Raw genomic sequence first — 12,945 nt, 5'->3', positions numbered from 1 at the left:
GCGGCGTCGACCCAGGGGTGCCGGGATCAGCGACTGCGCGCCTCGCTCCACAGCTCCTGGAGCAGCTCGAGCTCCTCGCCGCTCACCGAGGGGGTGAAGTGGAGCCGTTCGCGGGCGGCGGCATCCGGCATCACTGGCGGTTCGCGCAGGGCATCGTTGACCAGCGGCAGGGCCGCCTCGTTGGGGGTGGTGTAGAAGTTGTAGTCGGCCAGCCGGGCGGCAACCTCGGGACGCAGCAGGTACTCGATGAAGGCCCGCGCGGCCTCCGGGTTCGGCGCTCGCGCCGGGATCGCCAGCACGTCCACCCAGCGCTGGGAGCCCTCCTCGGGGATGAAGAAGCCCAGCTTGCCATAGGTCTCGGGATCCTCGGCGCGCTTGCCGGCCAGGTCGCCGTTGTAGGCGATGCCGGCATGGATCACCCCGTTGGCCACCTGTTCGATGGCCGCCGTGGCATCCACGAAGCCGACGAAGTTGTCCCGCTGGCGGGTCTCGATCACGCCGCGGGCCGCCTCCACCCAGGGGGCCTCACCCACGCAATCGAAGCCCTGCCCCTGGAAGGCGCAGAGGGTGCCGAAGGTGAACTGGGCATCCCCCTTGAGCAGCGCGAAGGGGTAGTCGGCGTTGACCTCGGGATCGTAGAGCAGCCCCCAGCTGGGCTCGGGTGCCGGCCAGGTCTCCCGGTTGTAGACCACCCCGGTCACACCCCACAGGTAGGGCACGGTGTAGTCACCCTCGGGGTCGTAGCTCGGCGCTCGGAACTCGGCGAGGATATTGTCGTGGCCCTCGAGCCCCTCGCCCTCGGCGGCGAGCGGCCGGATCAGGCCGGCGTCGATCAGCCGCGGCACGAAGTAGTCCGAAGGCACGATCAGGTCGTACTGGGCATCCCCCCCGGCGGTGAGCTTGGAGAAGAGCTCGGCGTTCGAGTTGTAGTAGTTCTGCACCACCTCGATGCCCGTTTCCGTCTCGAAGTCGTCGATGATGGCCGGATCCATGTAGTCCGACCAGTTGAACAGCCGGAGCTTGCCCTCCTCGGCCGTCGCCGCCAGGCTGACGGCCACCAGGCCCAGGCCCGTCAGCCGGGCCCACTGTCGCAGCAGCATCACGTCCCCTCCCTGATGATGGTTAACCTCGAGTCGGGGCCGTACCCCGTCCCGGCACTATACCCGCAACAGCAGGTGCTCGCGTTCCCAGGAGCTGATCACCTGGAAGTAGGCGCGATGCTCGGCGCGCTTGACCGCCAGGTAGCTGTGGGTGAAGCGTTCGCCCAGGATGTCGGCCAGGGGCTGGCAGTCGTGCAGCAGGTCCAGCGCCGGGCCGATGTCGTCGGGCAGCTTGTTGCCGCCGGACCAGGCGGAGCCGACCATCGGCGGGCGCGGCTCGAGGCGTCCCAGCAGGCCCAGGTAGCCGCAGGCCAGGGACGCCGCCATCACCAGGTAGGGATTGGCATCGGCGCCCGCCAGGCGGTTCTCGACCCGCGTCGCCTCGGGGGAGGAGACCGGCACGCGCAGTCCCACGGTGCGGTTGTCCATGCCCCACTCCACGTTGATCGGCGCCGAGCCGCTGGTCTCGGTGCGCATCAGCCGGCGATAGGAGTTGACGTTGGGCGCCAGCAGCGGCATCACCGAGGGCAGGTAGCGCTGCAGGCCGCCGATGAAGTGGTGGAACAGCTTGCTGGGCTGGCCGTCCGCGTCGGCGAAGACGTTGTGCCCCTCCTTGGCATCGAGCAGGCTCTGGTGGATGTGCATGGAGCTGCCCGGCTCGTTGGCCATGGGCTTGGCCATGAAGGTGGCATACATGCCATGGCGCAGCGCGGTCTCGCGCAGGGTGCGCTTGAACATCACCACCTGGTCGGCGAGGGTCAAGGGATCGCCATGCTGGAAGTTGACCTCCATCTGGCCGGCCCCCTCCTCGTGGATCAGGGTGTCCAGGTCCAGGTTCATGGCCTCGCAGTAGTCGTACATCTCCTCGAACAGCGGGTCGAACTCGTTCACCGCGTCGATGGAGAAGGACTGGCGGCTGCTCTCCTGCCGGCCGGTGCGACCGATCGGCGGCTCCAGGGGGTAGTCGGAGTCGGTGTTGGTCTTGACCAGGTAGAACTCCACCTCCGGGGCGATCACCGGGGTCCAGCCGCGGGCGGCGTAGAGCTCCAGCACCCGCTTGAGCACGTAGCGTGGCGCCAGCTCCACCGGCTCGCCGGTCAGGTAGAAGCAGTCGTGGATGATCTGCGCCGTGGGGTCCTCGGCCCAGGGCACCAGGTAGATGGCGTTCGCGTCCGGTACCAGCTCCATGTCCCGCTCGGCGGGATTCCAGAAGCGGATATCCTCGTCGTCGGGATAGCCGCCGGTGACGGTCTGGATGAAGATCGAGTCGGGCAGGCGCGGACGCCCGCCGTTGAGGTACTTGCCGGCGGGCATGATCTTGCCCTTGAGGATGCCGGTCAGGTCACTGACCAGGCACTCGACCTCGGTGATGCCGTGATTCTGGAACCAGTCGTTGAGGAGCGGCTGCTCCTGTCGGTTACTCATGGGAATTTCCTTGCTCGGAATGGCGGGCCCCCGGCCCGATGCCGGGGGCCCTGCGCTCAGCGAGACTGGACCTCGGACCAGAGCTGCTGGAAGGTCTGCAGGGCATCGCCTTCCAGGCTCGGGGTGAAGCGCAGTCGCTCCATGTCCGCCTCGCTGGGCTGGACGGGCGGTTCGGTCAGTACCGCGTCCAGGTAGGGCTCGGCGGCCGCATTGGGGCTGGCGTAGTAGTTGTAGTTGGAGAGCTGGGCACCGACCTCGGCATCGAGGATGAAGTCGATGAACTTGTGCGCCATGTCCGGGTTGGGGGCCTCGGAGGGGATCAGCATCGCATCCACCCACATCTCGGCACCCTCGTCGGGGATCATGAAGTCCAGGGTCTCGAAGGTCTCCGGGTCCTCGTCCTTGAAGAAGAGGTAGTCGCCGTTGTAGGAGAGCCCCACGTGGGTGACGCCGCGGGCCAGCTGCTGCAGCGCCGGCGTGCCGTCGGAGAAGCCGCTGAAGGTGTCGCGCCCCTTGGTGTCGATCAGCAGCCGGGCGGCCTCCTTCCAGGCATTCATGTCGGTGCAGTCGTAGCCGTGGCCCAGATAGGCGCAGGCGCCCCCCATGCTGACCTGGCCATCGCCCATCAGGGCGAAGGGGTGGTCGGGATTGACCTCGGGGTCGAACAGCAGCGACCAGCTCTTGGGGGCATCCGGAAAGGTCTCGGTGTTGTAGACGATACCGGTGGTGCCCCACTGGTAGGGCGCGCTGTACTCGGCCCCCGGGTCGTAGGCCGGATCCTGGAACTGCGCCATGACATTGTCGAGGTTCGCAAGCTTCGACTTGTCGAGCTTCTGCACCAGGCCGGTCTGGATCAGCCGCGGCACGTAGTAGTTGGACGGCACGATGATGTCGTATTGCGAGACCCCGCCGGCATTGAGCTTGGCGAACATCTCGGGCAGCGAGTTGAAGTAGTTCTGCACGACGTCGACGTCGTACTTCTCCTCGAAGGCCTCGATGATCTCGGGGTCCATGTACTCGGTCCAGTTGAACAGGTAGAGCTTGTTCTCCTGGGCCTGGACGCTGCCGGCCAGCAGCGCGGCGCCGACGGACAGGGCAAGTGCGGTCTTGTTGATTGTCATCTCGGACTCTCCTCGTTTCCCCTAGGGAAGGCTTGGCCGGCTCATGCCTGCCGGCGACGGCTGAACACCAGGCTGATGATGGCGGCGATGGCCACCGCACCGATCATCAGGGTGGCGATGGCATTGATCTCGGGCGATACCCCCTTCTTGATCGCTCCCCAGATGTAGATGGGCAGGGTCGCGCTCTCCGGTCCGGCGGTGAAGAAGCTGATCACGAAGTCATCCACCGACAGTGTAAAGGAGAGGAAGAACGCCGAGATCAACGCCGGCTTGATGGTCGGGAGCATGAAGTGGACCACCCGCTTGATCGGGGTGGCATAGAGGTCCTTGGCGGCCTCGAAGAGCGTGGGGTCCAGGCCCACGAAGCGCGAGTAGACGATCAGCGCCACGAAGGGGATCTGGAAGGTGACGTGGGCGATGATCATGGTCACCAGTCCCGGCTGCAACAGCCCGGTGAGGCGATGGACCTGCACGAAGAAGGCCATCTCCGAGATGCCGAAGACGATGTCCGGCAGCACGATGGGCAGGTAGATCAGCACGATCAGCCAGCCCAGCTTGCGGTGGCGATGGCGGTACATGCCGTAGCCGATCAAACAGCCGATCCCCAGCGCGATCACCGAGGAGGTGATGGCCAGGATCATGCTGTTGGAAAAGGCCGAGAGGATCTCCTCGTTGCCCATCAGTCGGCCATACCAGCGCAGCGAGATGCCGGTGAAGGTGGCCGCACTGTTGGAGGCATTGAAGGAGAACAGCACCACCACGGCAAGCGGCAGGTAGAGGAAGGCCAGGGTGAACCACCAGAAGCCGGTCAGGCCGCGCTTGAGCGTGCGCTTTCTCATATCACCACCTCCTCGCCGCCACCCAGGCGCTTGCCGATGCGACGCATGGCGAAGAGCCCGATGAAGGTGGCGATCAGCATCAGGATCGCGCCGGCCGCTCCCAGCGGCCAGTTGGCCCCGCCGGCGAACTGGTTGGCCACCAGGTTGCCGAGCATCATGCCCTTGCCGCCGCCGAGCAGCTCGGGGATCACGTACATGCCGAAGGCGGGGATCGCCACCAGCACGATGCCGGCCAGCAGCCCCGGCAGAGTCTGGGGGAAGACGGCGTGCCAGAAGGCCCGCACCGGCGAGGCGAAGAGGTCCTGGGCGGCCTCCACCTGGGCGGTGTCGAGCTTCTCGAAGGCGGCGTAGAGCGGCAGCACCATGAACGGCAGGAAGTTGTAGACCAGGCCCAGGGTCACCGCGAAGTTCGACGGATAGAGCCCCATGTTGGGGGCAATGAACCCGAGGCCCTCGGCCAGGTTGGAGAGTGGCGTGCCCGGCGCCAGCAGGTTCATCCAGCCGAAGGTGCGGATCACCTGGTTGGTCCAGCTCGGCACCACCACCAGCAGCAGCATGATCGGCCGCCACTTCGCCCGACAGGTGCTGATGTAGTAGGCGATGGGATAGGCGACGATCACCACCAGGCCGGTGGAGACCAGCGTCTGCCACAGCGAGCGCAGCAGGGTGTAGAGGTTGCCGGGGCTCCAGCCCAGGAAGCCGAAGCCGGCCAGGCGCCGGAACGACTCCAGCGACAGCGGCATCTCCGGCAGGCCATAGGGCCCGTTGGACATGAAGGCCACGGCCATCAGGTAGGCGCTGGGCAGCACCAGGAAGATCACGATCCAGGTGGCCCCGGGAGCCACGGTGAACAGCAGGTGCCGCGCCTCGCGCACCATGCCGCGGCTGCGGGCGGAGGGCGTTACGCCGGTGTAGGCCATGTGCGTCTCCTCACTCGCTCAGGGTGACCAGGTCTTCGGGGGCCACCGATACCGTGACCCGGTCCCCCACCTCGGGCAGGTGCCTGCCCCGGTTGTTGAGGGTCGCCTGCAGGGTGCTCGAGCCGATCTCGAGGCGATACTCGGCATGGCTGCCGCGGTAGAGCCGTTCGCTCACCACGGCCGGCAGATGATTGTCACCGGCCACCTCGCCGGGCAGCAGATCCAGGGTCTCGGGACGGATCAAGAGCAGGCCGCCCTCCCCGGCGTCCTCGGCGGTGAGCTCGCCGAGCGGCGTGGTCAGGCGCCCTCCCTGCCGGGCGGTGACCGGATAGAGATTGTCGTGGCCCATGAAGCGGGCGACGAAGGCGTTGACCGGGTGCTCGTAGACCTCGCGGGGCGGCCCCACCTGCTGGATCACCCCGCCGTTGAGCACGGCAATGCGGTCGGACATCACCATGGCCTCCTGCTGATCATGGGTGACGAAGACGAAGGTCATGCCGAGGCGCTTCTGCACCCGCAGCAATTCCACCTGCAGCTGACTACGCAGGCCGGCGTCCAGTGCCGAAAGCGGCTCATCGAGCAGCAGCACGTCGGGCTCGTTGACCAGGGCCCGGGCCAGGGCGATGCGCTGGCGCTGGCCGCCGGAGAGCTGGTCGACGCGGCGGTCCACCAGATCGCCCAACTTGATGAACTCGGCGATCTTCGCCACCCGGGCCTCGCGTTCCTCGAGGGGCAGGCCGCGCATCTTGAGCCCAAAGGCCAGGTTCTCGCGCACCGAGAGGTGCGGAAAGAGCGCATAGGACTGGAAGACGGTATTGACGCTGCGCTTGTGGGGCGGCACCTCGGTGATGTCCTTGCCGCCGATGGCCAGGCGGCCGTCGTCGGCCTCCTCGAGGCCGGCGAGGATGCGCAGCAGGGTGGTCTTGCCGCAGCCCGAGGGGCCGAGTAGGGTGAAGAACTCGCCGCCCTCGATGGTCAGGTCGACACCGTCCAGGGCCACGGTATCGCGGCCGAAACGCTTGTGAAGCCCCCGCATCTCGATGGAGGAGGCCTCCCGGGCCACCTCGCCCTGCGTCGCCTCCCCGGCCGGTCGCGCGCCCGGTGACTCGATGGCTTCCGCCGTGATGGTGTCGTTCATGGGGGTGCCCTCTCGGTTCTCGATGGCCCGGTTCACAGCCGGTCCCGCAGTTTGTAGAAGTTGGTGGCCAGCACCAGCAGCGGCTTGCGCAGCAGGGCGCCGCCCGGGAAGTGGCGATGGGGCATGGCGGCAAAGACGTCGAAGCGTTCGCTCTGCCCGGCGATGGCCTCGGCCAGCAGCTTGCCGGCCAGCCCCGACAGGGCCATGCCGTGCCCGGAATAGCCCTGGGCATAGTAGACGTTGCTGCCGAGCCGGCCGAAGTCCGGCGCCCGGTCGAGGGTGATGGCCACGTCCCCGCCCCAGCGGTAGTCGATGCGCACGCCCTCGAGCACCGGGAAGATCCGCGCGATCTTGGCATCCATGCGCGCCTCGAGGCCCCGCGGCTCCCGGCCATCGTAGCTGACCTCGCCGCCATAGATCAGGCGCCGGTCGGCGGAGAGCCGATAGTAGTCGAGCACGAAGTTGGCATCGGAGAGGGCATCGTTGTGCGGCAGCACCCGGGCCGCCCGCTCGGCCGAGAGCGGCTCGGTGGCGATCATGTAGTTGGCGGCGCGCATGATGCGACCGGAGAGTTCGGGCACGAGGCCGGCCTGGTAGGCGTTGGTGCCCAGCACCACGAAGTCGGCGGTGACCCGGCCGGCGGCGGTGAGCACGCTGGCCGGCTGGCCATGGCGGACCTCCACGACGCCACTCTGCTCGTGGATCGCCACCCCGGCGCGGCGGGCCGCCCGGGCCAGGCCCAGGGTATAGTTGAGGGGGTGCAGGTGGCCGCCCTCGGCATCGTGCAGGGCCGCCGGGTAGGCATCGGTCACCACGTGCTCGCGCAGGGCCTCCCCCTGGAGCATGGTGAGCGCCGGGTAGCCGTAGTCGCGCGCCATGCGCTCGCGGAAGGCCTCGAGTTCGCGCACGTGGCGTGGCTTGACCGCGGCATGCAGGTAGCCCCAGGCCAGCTCGCAGGGGATGGCGTGGCGCTCGACCAGCTCGGCGGTGAGGCGCACCGCCTCGCGGCTCATCTCCCAGATATCCCGGGCCCGCTCCCGACCCAGGGCCTTCTCCACGGTGGCGATGTCGGTGCCCAGCCCCGGCAGGATCTGGCCCCCGCTGCGCCCGGAGGCGCCATGCCCGATCTCCCCGGCCTCCAGCAGCACCACCGAGTAGCCCCGCTCGGCCAGGTGCAGCGCCGCCGAGCAGCCGGTGATGCCGCCGCCGACCACGCAGACATCGGCCCGCACCTCGCCCTCGAGCGGGGGGCAGTCGCCGAGCTCGACGGCAATGGAATCGCGGTACCAGGAGGCGGGCGGCGCCAGCGGCGGGGTCGTCATGCGGGACACCTGTCTTGTGATGCGCGGTGCGCTGGTTGTTGTTGGCTTCCTCGCCCGGTGAAACCGCCCGGGCAGGTCACTTCAGTTTGACACCAGCACCGCAAGACCTGTCAAGTATTTAATACCTTGCTGGCGAGTGGCTTTGACGATGGCTCCGCCCGATATTGCTCCATGCCGATACAGAAGCCTGTTTTAAAAGACATCCATGGATGCAGACAGGACGATGACGGTCAGGCGGGCACCCGAAACTCCGGGCAGATCTCGTCAATTAATCACCATCACCCACCCGGATGAGACGATGAGAGACCCTGCCTTCACGTCAGGGTTCACTCACGCAAGGGTCAGCAGGTGAGCCTTTTAACGACCCGAGACACCCCCCATGCTCCAGTGAGGACCACGCCCCGACCGAGGAGATCCCCATGACGGCGCCGACTGCCCCTGCCCCCCATGCCGTCGAGTACGGCAAGGCCAACAGCCCGCTCAACCACCACTACTGGATGCCGTTCAGCGCCAACCGCGACTTCCATGCCCATCCGCGGGTGATCGCCGCCGCCGAGGGACGCTACTTCATCGACGACCGCGGCCGGCGACTGTTCGACTCCCTCTCCGGCCTCTGGACCTGCGGCGCCGGCCACAACCGCGCCAAGATCCAGCAGGCGGTGTCGGCCCAGCTGGGCCGGCTGGACTATGCCCCGGGCTTCCAGGTCGCCCACCCGCTTGCCTTCGAGCTGGCCGAACGGGTGGCGGCACTCACCCCGCCGGGGCTGGACTACGTCTTCTTCACCGACTCCGGCTCCGAGTCCGCCGATACCGCGGTGAAGATGGCGCGCGCCTACTGGCGCCTCCAGGGGCGTCCGGAGAAGACCCGGCTGATCGGCCGCGCCAAGGGCTACCACGGCGTCAACGTGGGCGGCACCAGCCTCGGCGGGATCGGCGGCAACCGCAAGCACTATGGCCAGCTGCTGGACGTCACCCACCTGCCCCACACCCTCCAGCCGACCCTCGCCTTCACCCGCGGCCAGGCCGAGAGCGGCGCGGAGCTCGCCGACGCCCTGCTCGACCAGATCGCCCTGCACGACGCCTCCAGCATCGCCGCGGTGATCGTCGAGCCCATGTCCGGTTCGGGCGGGGTCATCGTGCCGCCGAGGGGCTACCTGGAGCGGCTGCGCGAGATCTGCTCCGCCCACGACATCCTGCTGATCTTCGACGAGGTGATCACCGCCTTCGGCCGCGCCGGTGCGCGCACCGGGGCCGAGGCCTTCGGGGTCACCCCGGACATCATGAACGTGGCCAAGCAACTCACCAACGGCGCGGTGCCCATGGGGGCCGTGATCGCCTCCCGGGAGATCTTCGACACCTTCATGGCGGGGGGCGGGCCGACGCACGCCATCGAGTTCCCCCACGGCTATACCTACAGCGCCCATCCCGTGGCGTGCGCCGCCGCACTGGCGACGCTGGACCTCTTCGAGCGCGAGGACTTCCCGGCGCAGGTGCGGACCATCGCCCCGGCGTTCGAGGCGAAGCTCCACGCCCTCAGGGGCCGCCCCCATGTGGTGGATATCCGCAACCACGGCCTGGCCGGTGCGATCCAGCTGGCGCCCCGCGACGGGGATCCGACCATCCGCCCCCGGGATGCCCACCTGGCGCTCTGGGAGGCGGGGTTCTACGTGCGCTACGGCGGCGACACCCTGCAGTTCGGCCCGCCCTTCGCCAGCACGGAGGCGGAGCTCGAGCGGCTCTTCGATGCCGTGGCCACCACCCTGGACCGGCTGGCGTGACGCGCATCGTCGCCTAGCCGAGCGCGGCCAGGAAGGCCTCCAGCACGCGATGGGGGCGCCGGTCGCGCTGGGTGATCGCCACCAGCGGGATGCGGTAGCGGCAGGCGTCGGGGCACAGCGCCCGCAGCCGGCCGGCCGCCACCCAGGGCGCCGCCAGGTGGTCGGGCAGGTAGCCGATGTAGCAGCCGGTGAGGATCAGGAAGGCCGCGCCCTCGCGATCCGATGCCATGGCGGCCCCGTGCAGCCGCGCATGGGCCGCCCGGGCGGCTTCCGGCAGCGGGTAGCCGGGCACCACTGCCTCGTGGGCCGCCACGCGCTGCGGGTCGGTCACCGCCTCGGCGAAGAGCGGATGGCTGTCGGCACAGTAGAGCAGGGAGCGTTCGTCGTAGAGCGCCTCGCTCGCCAGGCTCGACGGCAGGTTGACCTCGGGCACGACCCCCACGTGAAGCCGGCCGTCCACCACGCCCCGGGCGATGCTGTCGGGCGCCTCCATGGCGATATTGATGCGCACCTCCGGGCCCCGCGCCTTGAGCTCGGCCAGGGCGTGGGTGATGTGCATCTCGGGCATGCTGACCAGGTTGTCGGTGATGCCGATGTTGAGCTCGCCCCGCAGGCTCTCGTGCAGGCCGTTCACCTCGGTGCGAAAGGTCTCCAGGGAGGCCAGCAGGGTGAGCCCCGCCTCGTACACCTGGCGCCCCTCCTCGGTGAGCGAGAAGCCGCCGCGGCCTCGCTGGCAGAGCCGCAGCCCCAGGCGACGCTCCAGGTCGTTCATGTGCAGGCTGATGGCCGAGCGGCCGACGCCGAGCACCCCCTCGGCGGCGGAGAAGCCGCCGCACTCCACCACCGCCTTGAAGACACGGATCAGGCGGATGTCGAAGTCGCTGACCTGGCCCAGGGGGGCTACCGGGTGGTCGCTCACGGCCCCCTCCTCAGGACGGCCCGCAGACCGGGCAGGCGGGGTCGCGGGGCACCCGGAAGTGGCGCCACTGGCCGCCCAGGCCATCGAAGGTGGAAAGCCCGCGATGGGGCCTGCCGGCGCCGCTGACCAGCTTGATCGCCTCCAGGGCCTGGAAGCTGCCGATCAGCCCCACCAGGGGTGCCACCACGCCGCTCTCGGCGCAGCTGAGCGCCTCGTCGCCCTCGCCGCTCTCCCCTCCCCCAGGCGGATAGAGGCAGGCATAGCAGGGCGAGTCGGGGTCGCGGGCATCGAAGACGGCGAGCTGGCCGGAGAAGCGGATGGCCGCCCCGGAGACCAGCGGCACCCGCGCCGTGCGGCAGGCGGCGTTGATGGCATAGCGGCTGGAGAAGCGGTCGGTGCAGTCGAGCACCACGTCCGCCGCGGCGACCGCCCGCGCCAGTGCCGCGCCGTCGAGATGCTCGGTGATCGCTTGAATCGTGCAGCCGGGGTTGAGGGCGAGTGCCGCCTCCCGGGCCGACTCGGCCTTGTTGCGACCGAGGTCGGCGGTGGCGTGGGCAATCTGGCGCTGCAGGTTGGAGAGCTCGACCACGTCGGCATCGGCCAGGGTCAGCCGGCCGAGGCCCGCGGCCGCCAGGTAGAGGGCCACCGGCGAGCCCAGCCCGCCGGCGCCGACCACCAGGGCGTGGCCGGCCAGCAGCCGCTCCTGGCCGTCGATGTCGACCTGGTCGAGCATGATCTGGCGGCTGTAGCGCAGCAGGGCCTGGTCATCCATCGCGGGGCTCACTTCTCCTCGAACTCCTCGATCTCGGGCACATGGAGGCTGAAGTCCTCCTTGACCTCCTCCATGACCACATAGCTCTTGGACTCCTTCACGCCGGGCAGGGTGAGCACCACGTCGCCGAGCAGCTGGCGGTAGGCGGACATCTCGGGAATCCGGCACTTGAGGATGTAGTCGAACTGCCCCGAGACCAGGTGGCACTCCTGGATCTGAGGCAGCTTGGCCACGGCGCGACGGAACTCGTCGAACACCGCCGGCGACTGGGTCTCCAGGCTGATCTCGACGAACACCAGCAGGTTGGCCTTGAGTGCCCGGGGGTCGAGCAGCGCCTTGTAGCCGCGGATGATGCCAGCGCGCTCCAGGCGCTTGACGCGCTCCAGGCAGGGAGTGGTGGAGAGGCCGACCCGGGAGGCCAGGTCGACATAGGAGATGCGGGCGTTCTCCTGCAGGCAGCGCAGGATCTTGAGGTCGATGCGGTCGAGCGAGCGGGTCTTGGCTTTCATGGTCGTGGGCGTGCCGATAGGAATGGGCCATTCACGTCGTCGCGACAGCACGATCACCTGAAAATCACCCCACCAATGGCACCCCGGTGGGTTTCACGAATGCAAAGGCGACGAGACGTGGCGTTTTTTGCTGACCAAGATGTACCACATCACGACCGCCCCCCTCCAGTCCCGCCCTCAACGTGGCGTCCCAGGCTGACCCTGTCGTTGCCGCCGAGGTCGCGAAGCGTGGCGACCTCCCCGTAGCCGGCATCGGCGAGAGCATCGCGCACCGCCTTCCCCTGGCCATGGCCATGCTCGAGCAGCAGCCAGCCCCCGGGCACCAGGTGGCCACGGGCCTCGACCACCAGGTGGCGCAGGTCAGCAAGCCCCTGTTCGGCGGCCACCAGGGCGCTGTGCGGCTCGAAGCGCAGGTCACCCTTCCGCAGGTGCGGGTCGTCCGCGGCGATATAGGGCGGGTTCGAGACGATGAGGTCGAAGCGCGCGCCGCCGTCCTCGTGGCCCAGCGCCGTGAACCAGTCGCCCTGGCGGAAGTCGACGTTGCCGATGGCGAGGCGCTCGGCATTGTGCCGGGCCAGGGCCACCGCCTCCTGGCTCAGGTCGATGCCGACCACCGACCAGCCGGGTCGCTCGCTGGCGAAGGCCAGGGCGATGGCGCCGGTGCCGGTGCCGAGGTCCAGCAGCCGGCCCCGCGGCGACGCGCCATGCGCCAGGGCCGCCTCGACCAGCCGCTCGGTATCGGGACGGGGAATCAGGGTGTGCGGCGAGGTGGCAAGCCGCAGCCCCCAGAACTCGCGCTCACCGGTCAGGTAGGCCACCGGCTGGCCGGCGGCGCGCGCCGCCAGCAGCGCCTCGAAGCGGGCCCGCTCGATAGGCGGCGCCTCGCGGTCGCCCCAGGTGTAAAGCCAGGTGCGATCGACGCCCAGCACGTGGCAGAGCAGCACCTCGGCATCGAGCCGCGCGCTCGGCGAGCCGGCCTCGAGGAGGCGCCGGGCGGCTCGGGCGAGCAGGGCGTCGAGGGTCATCCGGCGTCCTGCTGGAGGGCCGCCAGCTGCTCGGCCTGGTACTCGTGGATCAGCGGCTCGATCACGTCGTCGAGCTG

General features: G+C 68.8%; 12 protein-coding genes. 1 reads left to right on the top strand and 11 read right to left on the bottom strand.

What is annotated here, in order from left to right:
- Positions 1-26 precede the first annotated feature (26 nt).
- The 7 genes from SCI24_RS05775 to SCI24_RS05745 are packed head-to-tail and all read right to left on the bottom strand — an operon-like array spanning position 27 to position 7,865.
- A complete protein-coding gene (locus tag SCI24_RS05775) occupies positions 27-1,100 on the bottom strand; it encodes a spermidine/putrescine ABC transporter substrate-binding protein (protein ID WP_318724473.1) in 1,074 nt (357 codons plus the stop codon).
- Between the two features lie 57 nt (positions 1,101-1,157).
- Entirely contained in the window at positions 1,158-2,525 is a 1,368-nt protein-coding gene (locus SCI24_RS05770; protein WP_318724472.1) for a glutamine synthetase family protein, read from the bottom strand.
- A gap of 56 nt (positions 2,526-2,581) precedes the next feature.
- Positions 2,582-3,646: a spermidine/putrescine ABC transporter substrate-binding protein gene (locus SCI24_RS05765; RefSeq protein ID WP_318724471.1), complete on the bottom strand. Its 1,065-nt coding sequence runs from the start codon at positions 3,644-3,646 to the stop codon at positions 2,582-2,584.
- A 41-nt stretch (positions 3,647-3,687) separates the two neighbouring features.
- Positions 3,688-4,485: an ABC transporter permease gene (locus SCI24_RS05760; RefSeq protein ID WP_318724470.1), complete on the bottom strand. Its 798-nt coding sequence runs from the start codon at positions 4,483-4,485 to the stop codon at positions 3,688-3,690.
- Positions 4,482-5,405, bottom strand: a complete 924-nt coding sequence (locus tag SCI24_RS05755) for an ABC transporter permease (RefSeq protein WP_318724469.1) — start codon at positions 5,403-5,405, stop codon at positions 4,482-4,484. Before SCI24_RS05755 ends, SCI24_RS05760 begins: the two co-directional genes overlap by 4 nt.
- A gap of 10 nt (positions 5,406-5,415) precedes the next feature.
- Positions 5,416-6,543, bottom strand: a complete 1,128-nt coding sequence (locus SCI24_RS05750; protein ID WP_318724468.1) for an ABC transporter ATP-binding protein — start codon at positions 6,541-6,543, stop codon at positions 5,416-5,418.
- Between the two features lie 32 nt (positions 6,544-6,575).
- A complete protein-coding gene (locus tag SCI24_RS05745; RefSeq protein ID WP_318724467.1) occupies positions 6,576-7,865 on the bottom strand; it encodes an FAD-binding oxidoreductase in 1,290 nt (429 codons plus the stop codon).
- Positions 7,866-8,284: 419 nt separating this feature from the next.
- Here SCI24_RS05745 and SCI24_RS05740 point away from each other — a divergent pair, with 419 nt between their 5' ends.
- Complete coding sequence (locus tag SCI24_RS05740) at positions 8,285-9,643, top strand: aminotransferase class III-fold pyridoxal phosphate-dependent enzyme (protein WP_318724466.1); 1,359 nt, start codon at positions 8,285-8,287, stop codon at positions 9,641-9,643.
- 13 nt (positions 9,644-9,656) lie between these two features.
- Here SCI24_RS05740 and SCI24_RS05735 read toward each other — a convergent pair whose 3' ends face one another.
- The 4 genes from SCI24_RS05735 to prmC form a co-directional block, all read right to left on the bottom strand.
- Complete coding sequence (locus SCI24_RS05735; RefSeq protein WP_318724465.1) at positions 9,657-10,562, bottom strand: LysR family transcriptional regulator; 906 nt, start codon at positions 10,560-10,562, stop codon at positions 9,657-9,659.
- A gap of 10 nt (positions 10,563-10,572) precedes the next feature.
- Complete coding sequence (locus SCI24_RS05730) at positions 10,573-11,334, bottom strand: molybdopterin-synthase adenylyltransferase MoeB (RefSeq protein WP_318724464.1); 762 nt, start codon at positions 11,332-11,334, stop codon at positions 10,573-10,575.
- 8 nt (positions 11,335-11,342) lie between these two features.
- Positions 11,343-11,843, bottom strand: a complete 501-nt coding sequence (locus tag SCI24_RS05725) for an Lrp/AsnC ligand binding domain-containing protein (RefSeq protein WP_106229103.1) — start codon at positions 11,841-11,843, stop codon at positions 11,343-11,345.
- A 149-nt stretch (positions 11,844-11,992) separates the two neighbouring features.
- The gene (gene prmC / locus SCI24_RS05720; protein WP_318724463.1) at positions 11,993-12,868 is read right to left on the bottom strand and encodes a peptide chain release factor N(5)-glutamine methyltransferase; all 876 of its coding nucleotides are present in this window, start codon (positions 12,866-12,868) and stop codon (positions 11,993-11,995) included.
- Positions 12,869-12,945 lie beyond the last annotated feature (77 nt).

Source organism: Halomonas sp., from assembly GCF_033549285.1.
In the GTDB taxonomy this organism is placed as follows: domain Bacteria; phylum Pseudomonadota; class Gammaproteobacteria; order Pseudomonadales; family Halomonadaceae; genus Halomonas.
Note: the sequence above shows the minus strand (reverse complement) of the source record. Positions and strands in the feature narration are given on the sequence as shown.

Bases quoted from the DNA above. Each gene is read 5' to 3' on its own strand.
- SCI24_RS05760 (WP_318724470.1), bottom strand. From the start codon at position 4,485: ATGAGAAAGCGCACGCTCAAGCGCGGCCTGACCGGCTTCTGGTGGTTC.
- SCI24_RS05740 (WP_318724466.1), top strand. From the start codon at position 8,285: ATGACGGCGCCGACTGCCCCTGCCCCCCATGCCGTCGAGTACGGCAAG.
- SCI24_RS05755 (WP_318724469.1), bottom strand. From the start codon at position 5,405: ATGGCCTACACCGGCGTAACGCCCTCCGCCCGCAGCCGCGGCATGGTG.
- SCI24_RS05725 (WP_106229103.1), bottom strand. From the start codon at position 11,843: ATGAAAGCCAAGACCCGCTCGCTCGACCGCATCGACCTCAAGATCCTG.
- prmC (WP_318724463.1), bottom strand. From the start codon at position 12,868: ATGACCCTCGACGCCCTGCTCGCCCGAGCCGCCCGGCGCCTCCTCGAG.
- SCI24_RS05730 (WP_318724464.1), bottom strand. From the start codon at position 11,334: ATGGATGACCAGGCCCTGCTGCGCTACAGCCGCCAGATCATGCTCGAC.
- SCI24_RS05765 (WP_318724471.1), bottom strand. From the start codon at position 3,646: ATGACAATCAACAAGACCGCACTTGCCCTGTCCGTCGGCGCCGCGCTG.
- SCI24_RS05750 (WP_318724468.1), bottom strand. From the start codon at position 6,543: ATGAACGACACCATCACGGCGGAAGCCATCGAGTCACCGGGCGCGCGA.
- SCI24_RS05770 (WP_318724472.1), bottom strand. From the start codon at position 2,525: ATGAGTAACCGACAGGAGCAGCCGCTCCTCAACGACTGGTTCCAGAAT.
- SCI24_RS05745 (WP_318724467.1), bottom strand. From the start codon at position 7,865: ATGACGACCCCGCCGCTGGCGCCGCCCGCCTCCTGGTACCGCGATTCC.
- SCI24_RS05775 (WP_318724473.1), bottom strand. From the start codon at position 1,100: ATGCTGCTGCGACAGTGGGCCCGGCTGACGGGCCTGGGCCTGGTGGCC.